Here is a 21,132-nt window from a genome sequence, read left to right on the forward strand (position 1 = left end):
CAGTTGAAATAAAAAAGAGATTACCACCAAATTTGACGAAGAACCAAAAATCTTCTCTAGAGGCTGCTGAATTTTTTATTGATACATTTAAAAACGCACCGTAATAAACTAAATTATCATTTAATTTAAGTCTGTGCAGAAACAAAATTAACTTTAGGAAAATTGTCCAGTGAATGGACTTGAAGTTAATCGCCTTGATTATTATTTTTATATGATTCTTTTTAAATTTCTCTTTAGTGGTTTCTTAAATTTCAAACGTTCATAGTATAAAGTTCAATAGATATAGGTAAAAAGTTAGGATTGGTGTTTGAAATTCCACAATATTCCTCCGGTCTGTTTATTCTTCTTTTATGAGTGACCGGAGGAGTTGCTGGAAATCCTGTTTGACCAGAATGAAAATATGATATCATGAGGACTGTTTTCCAAGCTTTTGATAATGAAATTGCCAGACTAAAATCCGTTGGCGGAACTAATAACTAAAATAATATTTAAATGAGAAAAAGAATATCGTTATTGCAAATGGCTGTTTTCTTCTTTACGGCTCAGGTAGCTTGGGCAGGTAATATAAAAACAGAAAAAGTAACACTGGTAGGAAATGGAATTGTAGAATTTATCCCCGTAGGGTATGATGTTTCCCGTACGCCTTCATTAATTCTCTCCCATGAACCGGAAAAGAAAGGTGAAGTACCGGAAAACTGGAAATTAGTTCCTCAATTTACGATGACTGATGGCAAGGCAAATGCCTCATTGGATGTTCCAGCCGGAACAAGTCTGTATGGAGGTGGTGAAGTGACCGGTCCGTTGCTGCGTAATGGGCAAAAGATTAAAATGTGGAATACGGATAATGGTATGTATCGGGTTGATGGTGGCTCACGTCTGTATCAAACGCATCCGTGGGTATTGGGTGTTCGTCCGGACGGGACAGCGTTTGGCGTATTGTTTGATAGTTTTTGGAAGGCTGAATTGATTACTAATTCAGATAAAATTGAATTTAATACTGAAGGAGCACCTTTTCGTACTTATATCATAGATCGTGAATCTCCGCAAGCTGTATTAAAAGGACTTGCCGAATTGACCGGTACTATAAGTATGCCTCCCAGATGGGCAATCGGTTATCATCAGTCTCGTTTTTCTTACGTGCCGGAAGCTAGAGTGAAAGAAGTTGCCAATACTTTTCGTGAAAAGAAGATACCGTGCGATGTAATATGGTTTGATATCAACTATATGGATGAATTCCGTGTATTCACGATTAATAACAGGGATTTTCCCGATCCGAAGCGCATGAATAAGTATCTGCATGATAATGGATTCCATTCCGTGTATATGATAGATCCAGGCGTAAAAGTGGATGATAACTATTTTGTGTATAAAACCGGAAAAGAGCAAAATGCTTTTGTTTGTGATATCTATCGTAATGAGTTTCACGGGAAAGTATGGCCGGGTGCTTGCGCATTTCCTGACTTTACCCGTCCGGAGACGCGCACTTGGTGGTCCGGACTTTATAAAGACTTTATGGCTAATGGAATAGATGGCATTTGGAATGATATGAATGAACCGTCTGTATTTGATGGTCCTGGGGGAACGATGCCGGAGAACAATATTCATTTAGGAGGAGGCAATTTACCTATTGGTAGCCATTTAATGTATCATAACGCTTATGGTCGTCTGATGGTCGAAGCTTCTTATAATGGCATGATGGCTGCTAATCCAAGCAAACGTCCATTTCTTCTTTCCCGCTCCAATATTATTGGCGGACAGCGTTATGCAGCCATGTGGACGGGCGATAACGAAGCTACTTATGAACACATGAAACTTTCTGTACCGATGTCTATTACATTGGGGTTGTCCGGTCAGCCTTTCAATGGTCCGGATATAGGTGGATTTGCTGGGAATACGACTCCCGATTTGTGGGGAAACTGGTTAGGCTTCGGTGCATTTTTCCCTTTTTCCAGAGGACATGCTTCCTGTGATACAAATAACAAGGAACCGTGGGCATTTACTAAAGATATAGAAAAGGAATCACGCATGGCATTAGAACGTCGTTACCGTTTGCTGCCTTATCTCTACACTGCTTTTCATGTGGCTCATAAAGATGGACAGCCTGTGATGGCTCCGGTTTTCTTTGCCGATCCGAAAGATGAAAGTTTGCGTGCTGAAGAGCAAGCTTTCATGTTGGGGACAGACCTGTTGATAATTCCTGCATTTGCAAAGAATCCTTCTCTACCCAAAGGAATTTGGGAAAATTTATCTTTGGTTAAAGGAGATACAAAAGGTAAATATCAGGCTAAATTAAAAGTGAGAGGTGGTTCTATTATTCCAGTAGGCAAAATAATTCAGAATGTGAATGAAAATTCATTCGACCCATTGACTTTAGTTGTTTGCCCGGATGAGGATGGCAAAGCGGAAGGCTCTTTGTATTGGGACAAAGGAGATGGATGGGGATTTCAGAAAGGAGATTATAAACAGCTAACTTTTAAAGCAGAGTTAGTAGACGGGCATCATCTTATTGTAAAAGTGACAGAAGATAAAGGGGAAGACCAAATTGATTTTGGAATGATAAAGGTAGAAGTATTGCATGCTGGTCATACTTATAAATCTTCTGGTGATATAGCTAAAGGCATTACAGTGAAATTGTAAAGGAGAATACAATAAATGAGGAGTTCGTTTATTTAACCATCTTCTTTTTGTACTGTTTAGAACTAAACTTCATCCTTATAATCCAAATGTGATTACTAAAAATAGCTTCCAGTCAAAAACATCAGTAAAAAAGGTTGTTGACTGAAAGCGAACCGAAAGCAAAAAAGAGAGATGAGTTCAGTCTCTTTTTTAGAGCCTCTATATTCGTTCAATAGAGCCTCTGTTTAAGTGAAATGCAGGCTTCGTTTCACTTAAACAGAGGCTCTGTTTTACTCACCTGACGTGTTAATGATTCTCATCCTGCATATCAATGATTCTAAGCCTGTATTTCAGCGTTGCCAGGCTTCCGCTCTGTATTCTTTAGACTACGTGTCAGGTATATATATCCAGTATGGTGATTATATATCTACACCACACTGGATATATAGATCCACCGGCAAACGCAAAGAGACTGAAAGTATTGAAAGTACTCCTCCTCCTTATCTTAAATCTCTCTCTGTAGGGGATATTGTAATTCGCTTTTGGTTGCTATCTTCTTCTATCAAGGAGTTTGTGAACAATACTAAAACGACTGAAACTAGATTATGACGTAAGTTTATCAGGAACGATCTAGCCAGATTGCATTGGAAGGTTTACCCGTTTGAATAGGATATTATATGTCGCTTTTCTGGCTATATATCATACTCTTATCAGAAAGTAAAAAGGGGATGCATCACATGGACGCATCCCCTTTCTACATCAATACTATTATGAGTATTTATCGGTTTATTAAAATGTAAGTTGTACTCCTAAGTTAAACACGCGCTGGTTCATGTATGCATCACCGGCGGAGTTGGACTTGATTTCCGGGTCTTGTTGATACTTATCAAAACTTGTCCATGTAAACATATTGTAAGCATTGAGGTAGACACGGAGGTTTGTAAGCCATGAAGGCAACACTTTTGTGGGCACTTGATAGGAGACGTCGATGGTTTTCAAGCGGATGTACCAAGCATCAATCAACCAAAAGTCGGACATATACGCTGCTGCGCTGTTTACAGTCGACGGATTGCTTGTTAAGCGCGGAAATTCGATGGCTTCACCGTTCAGGTAGCGTTCTAATGTCCAGCGTTTCTGGTGTAGAGGTTGGAATTGACTCTTGAAAGGTTCGATACCTGTGCCGTTTACCGAGAAACTGTAGTTGAACGAACCTTGGAAGAGTACGCTCACTGACAATCCTTTCCACGAACCACCGATTGTCCATCCCAACGTGGTGTTGGGTAAGTTTGGCTTACCAATAGCTCCCTTGTCGAAGTCGTTGATAACACCGTCTCCGTTCAAATCTTTGTATTTCAAGTCACCGGCTTGGATAGGAACGTCGGTATTGGGCACAGCCGGTGCATTTGCGGCTCCTGCATGAATCAAGTCCACTTCTTCAGGTGTATAATAACCTATCCAAGTGTAACCGAATGGTTGACCGATAGGACGACCTGTTGCCGACAACCAATCGTATCTTTGTTGTGCTTCGGCATTAAATTCTACCTTATTCTTAGCATACGAGAATACGAAGTTGGTATTGAAGTTGAACTCACCGAAACGGTCTTGATAACCAATCTGTCCGTCGAAACCCATATTGCTGGTGCGTGCCACGTTGATAGGTGAAGTACCCACACCTAAGATCTGCGGTATGTCATTGCGTTTCACAAGCTGATTGTATCGTTTGTCATAGAACCAGTCGAAAGTAAATGAGAAGCGGTCGAATGCATTGAAGTCGAGACCTATATCAAACTTCTTGGCTTCTTCCCATGTCACACTGCTATTACCAAGGTCACCTTCCGTAATAGCAGTGGAAGTGACATCGCTTTGTCCGAAATTATAAGCATTATCAGTTGCTGTATATATCTGGTTGTAAAGGTAGCGGTTACCCATAGCTACGTCCGAACCTACAATACCATACGAAGCTCTGATTTTCAATAGTTGGATGAAAGATATGTTATCCTTGAAGAACGATTCTTCGGAGATACGCCAACCCACACCAATAGCAGGGAATATTCCGTAGCGGTGTCCTTCGGCAAAACGGTCGGTACCGTTGTATGCAACATTGAAGTCGACCAGATATTTATCTTTATATTTGTAACCTACGGTAGCGGTAAGACCCTGAAAGTTTTCGGGAATCTTTTCTCCTGTATCGTCTGGATTTTTTTCTACGGTACGGCTTTGGCGGCTATACAGCAACGTGGCACTAACGTCATGTATTCCATTGAATATGCGTGCATAGTTGATGGAGGCCTGAACATCCAGATTTTTCACAGCCTGGTTGGTTCCGGCCGTCAGAGCATACTGTGAATAAGCATATTTACGGTTGGGGTTGATGTTATACTGATCCGTAGTAGGATCGTAGTGGTAGGTAGGGTACGCATCTTTTCCACGGTTTACTTTGCGGAAGACTTCGTCAATGGTAGAGTAAGCAATACGAGCATTGGCTGACAATCCTTTGGTGAGCCAATCCATCTTCCAGTTCACACCGTAGAGAATGTTGTTATCGTTACGGCGTGTACGCGTGTAACCTTCGTTAGCCAAACGTGCATTCAATGTAGGTCCGTAACCGTCCACATCTGAAAGATAAGCATACGATCCGTCCGGATTGAGTACCGGTGCCGAATAGGGGTGCATGGCGGTGAAATTGTAAATCTCGCCTGTAGCATTCAGACTACTCGGTTCGTTGATGTTCATGAAGCGCGAACTGAAGTCCAGACGCATAGTCAGATTATCAGTAACAGTAAAGTCCAAGTTGGTACGGTAGTCAAAACGGCGGTAAAAATAGCCGGTATTCACATCGTCATCCGCTTTAGCAAAGTTACGAACCAAACCACCTTGTGAGAAATACCCCCCGGATACGAAGTATTTCAAACGTTTGGTACCACCCGATACGTCGACATTGATGTTCGACTGCATAGCCGATTTTTTGAACACTTCGTCGTACCAGTTTACATTAGGATGTCCGTATGGGTCGGAACCGTCTTTAAACAGTTCCAAATCATGTTGTGTAAACATTTTAGTCAAACCATCGTTAGTACGTGCCTCGTTGACTAACAGGGCGGTGTTGTATGAGTCTAAGAAGTTGGGTTTACGGACAGGTATCTGACCGCCGGCTTCTGCACGCACATGGATCACAGGTTTTCCTTCTTCACCGCGACGTGTCTTGACTACCAACACACCGTTAGCACCCTTGATACCATAAATAGCAGTCGTTGATGCATCTTTCAAAATAGATATGCTTTCAATCTCATTGACATTGATTTGCGACAGCTGTTCGTAACTGTATTCCACATCATCAACCATAATAAGTGGCTTGTTACCGTCCTCATTCAAGGAACTGACACCACGGATAAAGAAGTCGGAAGCATCTTTTCCCGGCTGACCGGAACGTTGCTGACTGAAGAAGCCGGGCAGTTTACCCGATAATGTATTCTGTAAGCTACTTGTAGGAACTCTACGTAATTCGTTGGCTTGAATACCGCTCACGGCACCGGTCAAAGTGATACGTTTCGCGCTGCCGCGACCTGTGATAACAACTTCGTTCAGGTTGTTGGCTTCGGAAACCCTTAATGCGATATTCAGTGTGCGCTGATTTGTTATTGCGACTTCCTGATTTTGATAGCCCACAAACGAAAATACCAATGTTTCGCCACGTTTCACTTCCAGCGAATATTTTCCATCTATATTGGTGATGGTACCCCTTCCGGCTCCCTTTACCAGAATACCAGCTCCGATAAGCGGTTCGTTGCTTTCCCCATCAATAATGGTACCGCTTATCGTAAACGATTGGGAGTATGCCTGTACAATGCAGAGGAGGCACAAGAATGTTATAATTACTCTTTTCATAAGATATTACCAATTAGGGTTTTGAACCATATTCTTATTTTTTATTACTTCCGAATAAGGAATCGGATAGAAATAACGTTTATTGTCCCATTGTACATTGAGTACAGCTTGCGGAACATAGGTCGTGGAAGTCTGTGATTTAGTGATGTACATTCCTTGAATAGGCTGTGCATAGACCTGTTCGGCAAGTCGCCAACGACGAATGTCCCAATAGCGATGCTCTTCAAAAGCCAATTCAATGCGGCGTTCATTCTGAATCACTTTGCGCATTTCGGCTTGCGTCAAATTGTGTGTCTGCTCATTGGTTGTTAGTCCATACAAATTCTTTTCACCAGGTTCGATACCTGCACGTCGGCGCAGGGCGATGATAGCATCATATACAGCTTGTGAAGGAGTAGACAAATATTCGTTTTCGGCTTCGGCAAAGTTCAGAAGTATTTCGGCGTAACGGAACATCACCCAGTTGTGTTGTGTGTCTTGATATTCGTTGGCTGCTTCGAAATCACCCATAAACTTGCGCATGTAATAACTCGTGAGCGAGTACGACGAACCAAGAGGATTATTGGCTCCACCCTGCCATGTTTCCATCGTAGAGTTCACCCATGACGAACCATTGTGTATAATGGTATATTCCAAACGTGGATCACGTTGTGCGTAAGGAAGCTGTTCATTGTATTCATATTTACCTTTATCATTGATAAAGTGACCGTCTTTCATTAAAAAGGCATCGACTAAATTCTGTGTGGGATTGGTGCGGCCGTTTCCTTGTTTGGCACCGCTAAGTCCCAATGGACCGTTAGCTGTTTCCACCGTCTTATCCATTGCGTTTTCACGGAAGAAGATAACTTCTTTATGTTCGTTTGAATACCAATTGGTAAATACATTTTTGAAATTATCGTCAAGTCCCATGATAGCTCCGTCACCTGTTCCGTACGTGTTAATAAAGTTGCGGGCGGCATCGGCTGCTATTTTCCAACGTTCGCGATCATAAGAGGCATATCCTATCAACTCATTACCAGATTCAATGGGCTTTTCGTTGAATAACGGACTTGCTGCATAGAGCAATACACGAATCTTCAGTGCCTGGGCAGCCTGTGTGTTTACTACGTGTGCGCTAGCGGCGGCGTCAGGTAGTGGCAGCGAACGAAGGTCATCTTTGATATCGTCAAGCTCACTTACAATATACTTGATACATTGCTCGAACGTGCTACGTGGCAATTCGATGTTTTCGTTCAATTCGTACACTTTATCACCGATAATGGGCACTCCACCGTAGCGCTTCACCAATTCAAAATAGAAGTAAGCACGCAGGAACCGGGCTTCGGCTTTCATAGAATCATTGAGCCTGCGTGTATTACCGAGTGCATCAGTGTAAGTAGTGTTGAAAGGTACTACGTCAATGCCACTCAACAGAATGTTCACGCGGCGAATCACCAAATAAGGGTCGCTCCAAATCATATCCGAGTTAATAAAATTGGAGGCACTGTAACGTCCGATGGCCAGTTTGTATACATCGGACTCGGACGAAATAACAGAGAGCGCATCGTCGGAAGCGGCATCCAGGTAGTCACCATTTACGCCGTTGTGTCCATTACGCATGTAATAGTAGATGCGGTTGAGGTATTTACGTACTACAGTTCCGTTGGAGTCGGTCTTCGAGAAGAGGTAATCTTCTGTAAACATATCTACAGGCGTACTCTCATAACTGTCTGTACATGCGGCAGCACTCAATAACAGCATAAATGCTCCTACTGCCCATGTGCCATATTTATTTTGTTTCATATCCATCATTTTTATTAGAAGTTAAGATTGATTCCAGTCGTAATGGTGCGCTGTAACGGATAGCTGGTGAAGGTAACTTCAGGGTCTTGCAAGCGGGTACGTGACCATGTGAGTAAATTTTGTCCCTGTACAAATATTTTCACGCGCAGTCCGCCTAAGTAATTACGGCAGAAGTTTTCGGGTAGTTTGTACGATACGGTGGCGTTCTTGAGACGAATGTAGTTTCCGTTCTGTACAAAGAGTGAAGAGTTCCAGTTGTTTCCGTAGTTGTACATATTGCCTCCGGCAGTCAGTCTCGGATACGTAGCTGTTTCAGCAGTTTCGGGTGTCCAACGATTCAGCAAATTGGTGTAAGCTTGTCCGTAGCTTTGTCCGATCACTTGGAATCCTTCGAGCAACGTGCGGTCGCTATTATATAAGTCGCGGTTGTAAGCACCTTGGATAAGTGCTGTAACTTCCAACCCTTTCCATTCAAAGCCTAAATCAATACCAAAATAGCAAGTCGGTTTGTCGCCACCAATCACAGTACGGTCGAATTCGTTGATTTCGCCGTCACCGTTCATGTCTTTGTATTTCACGTCACCCGCTTGAATATTGTTGAAGCCGTTCATTACGGGATAACCATCGGCTATGTCTTTAGCTGTGAGGAATCCGGTAGCTACCAATCCGTAGATGGTACCGGTGGGTTGACCTGTCATTTTCAGATAGTCGTAAGGTACGTATTGCTCGTCCATGAACAACCGTTTGTTCTGTTCCATACTCCAGTTGGCTGATACATAATAGTTCACCTTACCGATGTGATCTTGCCAGCTAAGTTGTGTTTCCAATCCGTAGTAACGTGTTTTTCCGATATTTTCTGCCGGATAAGCAATACCCAGCAATTCGATGCTCTTACCACGTGATTGCAATATGTCATAGTAGTAGTCATTGTAATAGTCGGCCGAGAGAGTCAAACGATTCTTTAACAAGGTTAAATCTAAACCTACATTGACCTTCCTTCCTTTTTCCCATGTCAGGAGGGTATTAGCCAATGGGGATATTTCTGACACTGAACCTCCGTTGCTCATGGATGTACCGTTGCTATACCAGAATCCGCCATCTTCATTGTATCTCTTTAAATAGCTGAAGTAACCGGCATTGTCGATTCCGTTTCCTGTATGACCGTATGTGGCACGTAACTTGAGTTGGTCTATCTTCGATGCCTCCATAAACTTCTCTTTGCTGATATCCCAACCCAGACCTACTGCCCAGAATGTTCCCCAGCGACGTCCATTGTCATAGCGGTTGTAATAACTTTCCGTTACGGCTGCTTGCGCGAAGTATTTGTTATCGTAATTGTATTCAACTTTCTGTCCGATGTTCGACGGAATCATAGGCAGGTCGTAGTTGTTGAGTATAGTACGTGTATCGCCCCAAAGTGAAGCTTTTACACCATGCATACCGAATTGGCGTTCCCAGTCTACATACATTTTGCCATACATATATTGGTACGTCGATACTGAACGGTAACTGTTGGTTTGTGAACTCACATCTCCATACTTGTCATAAGCCTCGTTGCCTTGTTGGGTTATGCTGTATTGAAATACTTGTGCCTGTTTGGTACGAACGATAGCATTGCGCACTTGCGATGAGATGTTTCCCGTTGCACCAACGGAAAGTCCTCTCACCAATTTATCGAAGTCATATTTCAAATTAATGGTTCCTACGACGTCGCGGGTATTGCTTGAGATATATCCCGAACCAGTGGTCTGTGCATAGAGATTTTGGGTATACGAAGCGTTACCACCATACGTACCGTTGGGATTTAAGACGGGATAAGCATTGTTGGGAGTCTGCCATACGTTGCTCAAAAGGTCGCTGTATCCTGTCCCCGAAATACCTCCAGGTTGGTTTCCTTCTTCTATACGTCCCATTAAAGACATGCTTACCTTAAATTCATCTGTCACGTTGATGTTTACCTTCGATGTGATGAGATACCGGTTGTACTTGAAATTGGTGTTGTAGCTATTAGCATCGCTCGTCTTGAACAATCCGTTTTCGCTGTAATATCCCAAACTTACAAAGTATTGAGCCACTCGTCCGCCACCTGTTACATTCAGGTTATAGGCTTGCGACGTAGTAGAATTGTTCATAATAGCATCTTTCCAATTTACGTCGGGATGCAGATAAGGGGAAGTTCCATTGCGATAGGCTTCAAAATCATCATACGTATAGAGCGGTGACTTGCCATCATTAAGCAATGCTTCGTTGAGCAAATAAGCATATTGATAAGCCGAAAGTGGATTTGGACCGGATTTCAATGCACTGGATATACCAAACTTTCCGGTGAGTGAGAGATGGAAACCACCTTTTGCATCAGGATTTTTGGTAGTGATAATCAATGCACCACGTGAACTGCGCATTCCTAAAAACATATTGGAAAGAGCATCCTTTTGAATGGTAACCGATTCAATGGCTTCGGGATCTATGGAATACAGGTCACGTTCCACACCGTCGACAATGGCTATAGGTGACTGTCCGCGTGCTGAAATGAGAAATTCCGAATTATCTCCGTAGATACCTCCACCTACATTAGGAATAGCTCCTACTATATCGGATTTGGTATTGGCCTCAGTCCGTAACAGTTGCATGCCACGGAAAGGCGATACATTAAGACCTTTCAATCGTCCTTGCAATCCGGTAAGGATGGTAGCCGACTGATATTTTACCAAGTCGTTGGTATAAACCGTCGAAGATGCTCCTAGGGTATTACTTTTAGTGTGCGCCACACTGTCTGCCGGTGCATCTTGTGCCTTTAGTGCGACGGCAGCTACACATAGTAGTCCCGTCGTTATTATTTTATACATATTCTGTTTCATTATCAGTAGAATATAAGGTTATCACTCGCAATAGAACGTATATATGAATGGTTCCTTCTGCGGAGGGAGAGGTATATTTAACATTACGAAGTCATCATCAGACTGTGTAATGGAGATAGATCCATCGGCATTGGTGAAGGCATATTCAATATTTACAAGCTCTGTTCCTTCAGGTACATTGAAGAACCCTTCCGGCCAAAATGTGATATTGTATGTTTTTGTATACTGATTCTCTCGTTTCATCAGGGTCTTGTCACTTTTCTCATTTACGGTATAACGGTGTCCGTCGCTACCTACCGCCGTTCCTTCAAAATAGATCTTATCGGCCTTGACAAGTGCATTATCCTCGTCCATGCCTCCTATGAAGCTAAAGGTAACAAAATCGTTTTGCAATGCTGTCAATGGAGTAGTTTTGTTGAAGTGTTCGCTACAGAAGTCAGTAACAAGTCCTTCACCTTCTACTACCTCAAAACATCCGGCTTCCTCACATTTCTTTGCATCTGCACTTGTACTGAAGTTATCGTCAGTACTGTTAATAAAGAATGATGGCTTAAAACGCAGATTTTTGTTTCCTACCGGTACACGGACATAGATTGTAAAATGAATCTCCCCTGCAACGCCGTTATAGGGTTTTGTCCAATAGGCTGCCCATTCCATATCTTCCAGAATATTGGTACCTACACCGTATTCTTGCATGAGAGCGGCCGACCATGACAATCCTGGTTTATTGCTAGGCTGTTCGGTCGATGGTATAAGTGTCATGTTTTGCTCACCTATATTCGGATCAAATGTATCTTCTATATATGAAACTCTGGCATTTTGTGCCAGATTCCAACTTTTAGGAGCCAAGAAACCGAAAACAAGTCGTTTGTCATTGCGTGGGTCTCCTTCAACCTTAATGTGTCCATGCATTTTGAAAGTGGCAGTCGTTCCGGCTTTTGCATAGTTTACGGCTTTTCCGTCTATCATTTGGGTTATATCGACAGAATCGATAAAGAGGCAACTCATAACGACAAAAGTCATAAGTATAGTTGATAACGCTACGATGTGCCGTTTGCGTTGAAGCAAGCTGATTAATTTCTTTTTCATAAAGCGTTATGATTTTTAGTTTTCTGATATTTTCTTGAATACATAGGTGTAGGTATTCGAACCACATCCGGGGCTATGAGTAATCACGATGTTACGTTCGCCATTGGTAATGGGGAATAGGATATCGGTACTGGCCTGCTCCGTGGCTCCATCTTCTGTGAAATAGAGGCGAAAAGGATAATAGATATCGTCAACTTTCCACGTGCCATTGTGGCGTACCACAAAAGGCAGATAGTTTTCAATTGTGTACTTACCATCTTTCTTCAGGTCAATTTGGAACTGGCTGAAGTCCATGGTCTCGGTAATATCATTACTGTTGCGGCTCACTGTGGTGAGTTGCCACGTGCCTGATATGTCTTTGACCTGCTCCGTGTTTTTGTCAGGATCAGCAGGAGCAGAGAACGTATCACACGATGTCACAAGCAGAGTAGTCAGCAAGGCTATTGCCGCCAAATGTATGCTATGTTTCATATTTTGGGTATTTTATTAGTTATAGTAGGGATTCTGTAGCAAATCTTTCGATTTCACCGTTTCATTGTAAGGAATTGGGAAGAAGTACATAGCCGGACGCCATACATGCGTGCGTACATCAAATTCTTTCCAAGTCTTTGTTCCGTCAGTGGCGCGAGTGATTTCAATGCCATGCATGGTTTTGCTTTCGGTTTGTGGAGCAATCATCCAGCGGCGTACATCAAAGAAGCGATGTCCTTCAAAAGCAAATTCAAGGCGGCGTTCTTCCTGAATGGCTTGGCGCATCTGTTTTTGTGTCATATTCTTTTCAAGTCCATACATACCATCTGCACCGGGCTCGATGCCGGCACGCTTGCGAATGAGTTTTAATATAGGATAGCAACCGAGTTGTTGCCCGCCTAGTGTTTCTTCGAAATCGGGACCATGATATTCATTGGCTGCTTCAGCATACATCAGTAAAATGTCGGCGTAACGTATTAGTGAATCGTTGTGACGGCTTGGGTTCCATGTACTACCTTTACATAAGCGATCACATCCCTTGCGTACATAGAAACCGGTGGCAGTGCCTTGGTATACGGCATCGCTTGTCTGCCCTACGCCAATCCATGTGTTAACAACTGTGGTAGCACTGTAAGTATCGTCGGCAGGAACTAATGCACCGTCATAAATCACAGTGTTGTTGAAACGTGGGTCGCGATTTTTGGCGGGATTCAAAGGATCGAATGTGTATTGGCTATTGTTAATCGGTTTACCGTCAATCATAGGGAAGGCATCTGCCAGTTCTTTGTATATGTACCCGCCGTGGCGTGTTCCGGAGTGACTGCCACTAGGGGGATAGTAAGCAGCTTCATGTCCAGACTCACGTTGATACTTACGGTCGAGGATATTGCCGGCAAAGGCTCCGTTATTGTTTTTACCATCATCATCGGTCAAATTGGCATTTCGTGTATCACCGGCTTGGAATACGACGTAGAATCCGAAACCAGGTTCGGCTTTGCCGTTCAAATCTTTACTTCTAATAAAGAGATTATAGGTTCCTAGGTTGATTACTGCGCGGGCAGCATCCATTGCCGTTTTCCAACGTTCTTTATCATAAGAGGGATAGCCTACTAATTCTTTGGTATCGGTAGGAGCGAAATCACTTCCATTGAATAATGGACTGGCTGCATAGAGGCAGACACGGGCTTTAAGACCCAATGCCGCTGCCGATGAGGCACGACCGTTTTCTTGACCAGTTCGTCTCACGGGAAGTACATTGAGTTGGACGATAGAGTCACATTGATGGGTCACATACTCTACACATTCTGCCCATGTATTACGCGAGGTTTTCATTGTCGAAGTAGCATCATATACATTATTACCAATAATTGGTACACCGCCGTAGTGTTTCATCAGAATGAAGTAGTACCAGGCACGCAAGAAAAGTGCTTCGGATATGTATTGAGCTTTCTGGCTCTGTACCATCGGTGATCGGTCGATATTGGCGAGGAATACGTTGCACCGACGAATGTTGGTGTAGCATTTCGACCATGCGTCATCACTCACCGTAACCGGATTAACCGTACCGGTAGCAAACATCATGTTTGTCCAGATGGTTGACGAAGGATAAAATTCAGCTTCGTCACAAGCGCTTTGCAGCCCACCACCATTAGCCAAAAGGTATGTCCATCGGTTGTAGTTGATATCAAACCCGATGTCGGTATAAATTCCGGTTAGGAAGTTGGCGGTATACGTACTATCTGCAAAAACGGTCTCACGATTTAAATCCGAAGTTTGGGTTTGATCGAGGAAACTGTCATTACAGGACGCAACTGTTCCTAAAAATAGGAGTAGCGTTAATGATTTCATGTACAATTTCATAGTAAAACTTATAAAATTAAAATTAAACAATTTAAAGCCAATAAGCCGAGACTAATTCACGACTTGAATTTGTATTAAGACGATTGACAAGATATACACCACTAAACACAATATTTTTTTTCACGTATTATTATTCAGTAAAAAGGTCATTGTATTATTCGAGCAATGATAGTAAATCAAATACATCTAAAGAAAGAGTTATCCGAATTAGTGGTTTTTCATTCCTGAATCGTCTTTATCCTAAACTCTAATAGTATAACATTATGAGACGCATCTTTTTGTCAACCTTTATGGCTTGTATTATCGGCTTTACAGGTGCAGAAACAAATTAAATAATCTTAAATATCTTATTAAACATGAAACCAATTCATCTTATCCTAAGTATCGCACTCCTCGCTGGAGGAGCATGTGGTGACCAGCAAGAACCTTATTACGGCAATTCAGAAGTGAAGATGCCTCAAATTGATTCCGAATGGAATCTCGAACTAATGCCAAATCGATCAGGACAATATTGGAAAGTGTTCGTCTACAAAGACTTGAAATACAATGCCCTTTTCACTCGGTCGTTGGGCTGGAATGGAGGAGACGGTGTGTTCACCACTGGTTTGCCTGACGGGAATATATTTTGGTCGTTCAATGATAGCTTCTATGGCGTAATCAATGAAAATCGTTCACGAGGTAATTGTAGTTTCCCTCGTAACAGTATTATGGTACAAACACCTGGTGAGAAGGATGAAAATCTTGTTTGGTTAGCTGATTACGTACAAACCAACGATCCTAATGCGGATAGATACTATCAGGTACGTACTCACATTCGTCATCCGAAAGCTACACTATCGGATGAAAAAATACAAGCTGGAGAAATCGATCAGGATTATCTTTATTGGGCAGGAGATGCTACGATATATAACAATCAGATGCAAATGTTGTGGGGAGCCGTTGATAATACCGATCCGAACAACTTGATGCGCCGCTTTGGTACTTGCTTGGCTACTTATAGCTTGGAAGGAAAGCCGGGTGATGCTACTTATATGAAACTTATCAGTCGTAATGATAATTTTAACGACCACACTTTAGGTTATGGCGACACTATGTGGGAAGACGAAGACGGACATATCTATCTTTACACAACTTCCAATTATAAGGTGGCTGTGGCACGTACCGCTACACGCGACCTTGGCAGCCAGTGGGAATATTATGTGGCCGATCCGCAAGGACATTTCTCGTGGACAACGCAGTACCCCTCAATCCAAGATGCTGAAAACTCTACAATTATCCCTTTGGAAAGTGCATGCTCTATGCCTTGGGTATTTAAAAAAGGTGATACCTACTACATGATTGGACAATCCATGTGGTTCGGGAGAGACGTGCTGATGTTCCGTAGTAAGCACCCTTATGGGCCGTTTGTCGACCAAAAGACTCTTTTTACATTACCCGAATTTCTTGATAAGATTGGCGAACAACGTTATCAACATGTTTATATGGTAAATATTCATCCGGCTTTATCACGTACCGGTGAATTGGTGATCTCTACCAATACAGACTGTTCCAACTTTTGGGATAATTTCAATGCACCGGGTAGTGCTGACTTCTATCGTCCTTATTTCTACCGTGTATTTAATTGGGAATCATTGTACGATAACGATGCTCCACTTGAGTAAAAGGATTTACTATCTCTGGCGTTGATCATAAGTTTCATTGGGCTGATGCTGTGATTGATGGTAATTCCATCATCGTCTCATCTCCTGAAGTTGCTTTCCCAATAGCAGTGCGTTATGCTTGGGCAGATAATCCAATTTGTAATTTATACAATGGAGTTAACCTTCCGGCGTCCCCTTTCCGTACAGATGACTGGCAGGGTATTACTTATGGTAATAAATAGATATAGTTGTTTCGATTTGCCAAGTGAAATAGATGTAACACATAAAAAATAACCATGAACAAGCTCATTTATTTAGTAATCTTCTCTTTCTTATCAACAAGTATATATGCCCAAATGAAAGACCTTGTGCAATATGTCAATACACTGCAAGGTACCGACTCTCATTTCGGATTAAGTTATGGAAATACATACCCTACTACCGGTATGCCTTATGCCATGCATACGTGGTCTGCCCAAACAGGGAAAAATGGAGAAGGCTGGAAATATCAATATGCGGTAGATAATATCAGAGGATTCTGCCAGTCTCACCAATGCAGTCCGTGGATGAGTGATTATGCAGTGTATTCTTTTATGCCGATGGTGGGGAAATTAGTTGTAAATCAGGAGATGCGGGCAACGAAGTTCAGCCATAATAATGAAATAGCCAAGCCGCATTATTATAAAGTGATGCTGGATAATGGAATTACAATCGAGATGGCTCCAACTACTCGTGGTGTACATTTACGCTTTTCTTATCCCTCTACCGAAGACGCCTATCTGGTAATTGACGGATATACAGATATGAGTGAAATCAAGATTGATCCGGCAAAGAGACAAATCTCCGGTTGGGTGAATAACCAACGTTTTGTAAATAACTCTAAGACATTCCGTAGTTACTTTGTAGTGCAGTTCGACAAAGCATTTGAGGATTACGGTATGTGGGAAAATCAGAAAGATGAGATTTATCCTAAAAAGTTGGAAGGAGAAGGCAAAGGCTATGGTGCTTATATCAAATTTAAGAAAGGATCGAAAGTACAGGCAAAGGCTGCCTCTTCCTATATCAGCGCAGAGCAGGCTGTGATTACATTGAACGACGAACTGGGTAAAGATAAGAATTTGGAAGCCACCAAAATACGTGGACATAAAACGTGGAATGAATTATTGAACAGAATCCAGGTAGAAGGTGGAACAGACGAACAAATGAAGACTTTCTACTCCTGCCTGTTCCGTGCCAATCTCTTCTCACGCAAATTCTATGAACGTAAAGCGAATGGAGAACCTTATTATTATAGTCCTTATGACGGCAAAGTATATGATGGATATATGTATACAGATAATGGCTTCTGGGACACTTTCCGTTCTCAATTTCCATTAACTAATATTCTTCATCCTACCATGCAGGGACGTTACATGAATGCCTTGCTTGCCGCACAAGAACAATGCGGATGGTTACCTTCCTGGTCAGCTCCCGGAGAAACAGGAGGAATGTTGGGTAATCACTCCATTTCATTATTGGCAGATGCGTGGGCAAAAGGGATTCGGACTTTTGATCCGGAGAAAGCTTTAAAAGCATACGCGCACGAAGCCATGAATAAAGGTCCTTGGGGAGGCGCCAACGGACGTGGTTTCTGGAAAGAATATTTTGAACTGGGATATGTTCCTTATCCGGAATCAATGGGATCGAGTGCACAGACAATGGAATATGCATACGATGATTTCTGTGGCTACCAACTGGCTAAGATGACTGGAAACAAACATTATCAGGAAGTCTTTGCCCGTCAGATGTATAATTATAAAAACGTATTCGATCCGTCTATCGGTTTTATGCGTGGAAAAGGCGTCGATGGTAAATGGCAGGAACCGTTTGACCCGTTGGAGTGGGGTGGACCTTTCTGCGAAGGTAATGCTTGGCATTATACCTGGTCCGTATTCCATGATGTAGAAGGATTAATAGACTTGTTCGGAAGCGACCAAAGATTTACGACCAAAATGGATTCGGTATTCGCCCTTCCCAGCACTATTAAACCGGGAACTTACGGAGGAGTGATCCATGAAATGAAAGAAATGGAACTGGCAGGTATGGGACAATATGCACACGGCAATCAGCCGATTCAGCACATGCCTTATTTGTATAGCTATGCCGGTCAACCGTGGAAAACCCAGTATTGGGTACGCCAGATCGTTGAAAGATTGTATAATTCCACAGAAAGAGGATATCCGGGAGACGAAGACCAAGGCGGTATGTCATCATGGTATATCTTGAGCTCATTAGGCATTTATGCCGTTTGTCCGGGTACGGATGAGTATGTAATTGGCAGTCCGTTATTTAAGAAAGCTACTATAACGATGGAAAACGGCAATAAATTCGTGATTGAAGCGAACAACAATAGTAAAGAGAATCTCTATATCCAGTCTGCTACCTTAAATGGACGTGTGTTGGATAAGAATTTTATCAGATACGACGATATAGCAGACGGAGGAATCATCCGCTTCGAAATGGGGAGTCAGCCGAATAAAGAACGATGTACGTCGAAGTATGCCGCTCCTTTCTCTTTGTCGAAAGAATAAGAAACTAAAAAGTGTAACGAGAATACAGTATGAAAAATAAAGTTTTAACAGGTTTATTATTGGTTTTGATTGGAGGGTGGGGGAGTCTCTCGGCGCAGAGCGCCGGGAGTAATTATTCCCGTCAGGTAAATACCCTGATAGGAACGAAAGGTGTGGGTCTGACTTCGGGATATCTTTATCCCGGAGCCACCTACCCTTATGGAATGGTGCAGTTTACCCCCTCTTACTTTTCCAAACGTTCCGGATTCGTCATCAACCAATTGAGTGGCGGCGGTTGCGAACACATGGGCAACTTCCCTACTTTTCCGGTAAAAGGCAAACTGAAGATGTCTCCGGACAATATTCTCAACTATCGTATCAATATCTCTGAAGAAAAAGGACATGCAGGTTATTATGAGGCAATGGTGCAGGAAGACATCAAAGCTAAACTGACTGTGACCGAAAGAACTGGTATGGCGAGTTATGAATATCCGGCCGATCAGCAATATGGTACGGTAATTATCGGTGGAGGTATTTCCGCTACTCCGATAGAGCAGGCCGCCATCGTTATTACTGCACCGAATAAGTGTGAAGGATATGCAGAAGGTGGTAATTTCTGTGGACTCCGTACACCGTATAAAGTCTATTTTGTAGCAGAGTTTGATACGGATGCGTTGGAATCGGGAACATGGAAAAGAAATGAACTGAAGCCGAACACGACTTTTGCTGAAGGAGAATACTCCGGAGTCTATTTTACTTTTGATGTAAATAAGAAGAAAAATATCCAATATAAGATTGGGGTTTCTTATGTATCAGTAGAAAATGCACGCGAGAATCTGAAAGCGGAGAATACCGGATGGGATTTCCTGCAGATTCAGAATCAGGCAGAATCCAAATGGAATCATTATTTGGGTAAGATTGAAGTAGAAGGAAGCAATCCGGATCGTACCACTCAATTTTATACCCATCTGTATCGTTCATTCATTCACCCAAATGTATGCAGCGATGTGAACGGAGAATACATGGGAGCTGACTTCAAAGTGCATAAATCCCGTTCCAAGCACTATACTTCTTTTAGCAACTGGGATACCTATCGTACACAGATTCAACTATTATCAATCCTTGATCCTGAAGTAGCCTCTGATATTGTTATTTCTCACCAATTGTTTGCCGAAGAAGCTGGTGGTGCTTTCCCGCGTTGGGTGATGGCTAATATAGAGACCGGCGTGATGCAAGGAGATCCGACTCCTATCTTGATATCCAATGCTTACGCTTTTGGTGCCCGCAATTATGACCCGAAACCGATTTTCAAAACCATGAGAAAAGGAGCGGAAGAACCGGGAGCAATGTCACAGGAGGTTGAGGCTCGTCCGGGACTGAAACAGTATTTGGATAAAGGATATTACAACGCTTCTATACAACTAGAATATACTTCCGCTGATTTTGCAATCGCACAATTTGCCTTACATGCCGTAGGAGATGAGTTTGCAAGCTGGCGTTATTTCCATTTCGCACGTTCATGGAAGAATCTGTATAACCCGGAAACCGGATGGCTGCAATCACGTAATCCGGATGGTTCGTGGAAACCACTGACTGAAGATTTCCGTGAATCGACCTATAAGAATTATTTCTGGATGGTGCCATACGACATTGCCGGTCTGATAGAAATCATTGGAGGCAAAGCAGCGGCAGAAAAACGTCTGGATGAATTCTTTACTCGTCTGGATGCCGGTTATAATGATGCCTGGTTCGCTTCCGGCAATGAACCGAGCTTCCACATTCCCTGGATATACAACTGGGTAGGAACTCCCTATAAAGCACAGGAGATTATTAACCGTGTATTGAATGAACAATATTCAAGTAAAATTGATGGTCTGCCGGGCAATGATGATTTAGGGACGATGGGCGCCTGGTATGTGTTCGCTTGTATCGGTCTTTATCCCGAAATACCGGGAGTGGGAGGCTTTACGGTGAACACTCCGATATTCTCATCCGTGAAAATTCATTTGAAGAAAGGGGATATGGTGATAAAAGGCGGTTCGGAAAAGAATATTTATATCAAGTCCATGAAGCTGAACGGTAAACCGTATGACAGTACATGGATCGATTGGGACCAACTGAATAATGGGGCTACAATAGAATACACTACCTCGTCCAAGCCTGACGTGAAGTGGGGAACTAAAGTGACACCTCCCTCTTTTCCTTAAAGCAAATTAACGAGGCATATAAGTTTATATCATAAATTTAGGCACGGATTACACGGATTAACGCTGTTGTTCTATATATTCATCACTCTAAAAACCGTGAAATCCGTGTAATCCGTGCCTCCTAACCATCTAAGATTATTTTGTAAAAGTACTTATTTATAATATCAAACGTGAA

General features: G+C 42.5%; 10 protein-coding genes and 1 pseudogene. 5 read left to right on the top strand and 6 right to left on the bottom strand.

Going from position 1 to position 21,132, the window contains the following annotated elements:
- Positions 1-492: 492 nt before the first annotated feature.
- Positions 493-2,637, top strand: a complete 2,145-nt coding sequence (locus BSCG_RS02235) for a TIM-barrel domain-containing protein (RefSeq protein ID WP_008642122.1) — start codon at positions 493-495, stop codon at positions 2,635-2,637.
- Positions 2,638-3,405: 768 nt separating this feature from the next.
- Here the strand turns inward: BSCG_RS02235 and BSCG_RS02225 are convergent.
- The 6 genes from BSCG_RS02225 to BSCG_RS02200 are packed head-to-tail and all read right to left on the bottom strand — an operon-like array spanning position 3,406 to position 14,561.
- On the bottom strand, positions 3,406-6,501 hold the full coding sequence (locus BSCG_RS02225) for a SusC/RagA family TonB-linked outer membrane protein (RefSeq protein WP_004301480.1): 3,096 nt from the start codon (positions 6,499-6,501) through the stop codon (positions 3,406-3,408).
- Between the two features lie 6 nt (positions 6,502-6,507).
- A complete protein-coding gene (locus BSCG_RS02220) occupies positions 6,508-8,283 on the bottom strand; it encodes a RagB/SusD family nutrient uptake outer membrane protein (protein WP_004320977.1) in 1,776 nt (591 codons plus the stop codon).
- A 14-nt stretch (positions 8,284-8,297) separates the two neighbouring features.
- A complete protein-coding gene (locus tag BSCG_RS02215; RefSeq protein ID WP_032849841.1) occupies positions 8,298-11,129 on the bottom strand; it encodes a SusC/RagA family TonB-linked outer membrane protein in 2,832 nt (943 codons plus the stop codon).
- Between the two features lie 33 nt (positions 11,130-11,162).
- Positions 11,163-12,230, bottom strand: a complete 1,068-nt coding sequence (locus BSCG_RS02210) for a DUF4961 domain-containing protein (protein WP_008777404.1) — start codon at positions 12,228-12,230, stop codon at positions 11,163-11,165.
- 15 nt (positions 12,231-12,245) lie between these two features.
- The gene (locus BSCG_RS02205; protein ID WP_004301484.1) at positions 12,246-12,701 is read right to left on the bottom strand and encodes a DUF5004 domain-containing protein; all 456 of its coding nucleotides are present in this window, start codon (positions 12,699-12,701) and stop codon (positions 12,246-12,248) included.
- A gap of 15 nt (positions 12,702-12,716) precedes the next feature.
- Positions 12,717-14,561, bottom strand: coding sequence for a RagB/SusD family nutrient uptake outer membrane protein (locus BSCG_RS02200; protein ID WP_032849842.1), 1,845 nt, complete (start codon positions 14,559-14,561; stop codon positions 12,717-12,719).
- Between the two features lie 356 nt (positions 14,562-14,917).
- Between BSCG_RS02200 and BSCG_RS02195 the strand changes: the two genes are divergently transcribed.
- From BSCG_RS02195 to BSCG_RS02185, 4 genes and pseudogenes are all read left to right on the top strand, one after another.
- Positions 14,918-16,222 carry a DUF5005 domain-containing protein gene (locus tag BSCG_RS02195; RefSeq protein WP_008777407.1) on the top strand — a complete coding sequence of 435 codons (1,305 nt, stop codon included), beginning with the start codon at positions 14,918-14,920 and terminating at the stop codon, positions 16,220-16,222.
- A pseudogene (locus tag BSCG_RS30685) lies at positions 16,219-16,443 on the top strand (9-O-acetylesterase); the annotation flags it as partial. The gene BSCG_RS02195 and the pseudogene BSCG_RS30685, both read left to right, overlap by 4 nt.
- A gap of 54 nt (positions 16,444-16,497) precedes the next feature.
- Complete coding sequence (locus BSCG_RS02190) at positions 16,498-18,771, top strand: GH92 family glycosyl hydrolase (RefSeq protein WP_008777409.1); 2,274 nt, start codon at positions 16,498-16,500, stop codon at positions 18,769-18,771.
- Positions 18,772-18,800: 29 nt separating this feature from the next.
- Complete coding sequence (locus BSCG_RS02185) at positions 18,801-20,957, top strand: GH92 family glycosyl hydrolase (protein ID WP_008777410.1); 2,157 nt, start codon at positions 18,801-18,803, stop codon at positions 20,955-20,957.
- The last annotated feature ends 175 nt before the right edge of the window (positions 20,958-21,132 follow it).

Origin of the sequence: Bacteroides sp. 2_2_4 (assembly GCF_000157055.1) — a bacterium.
GTDB lineage: Bacteria > Bacteroidota > Bacteroidia > Bacteroidales > Bacteroidaceae > Bacteroides > Bacteroides ovatus.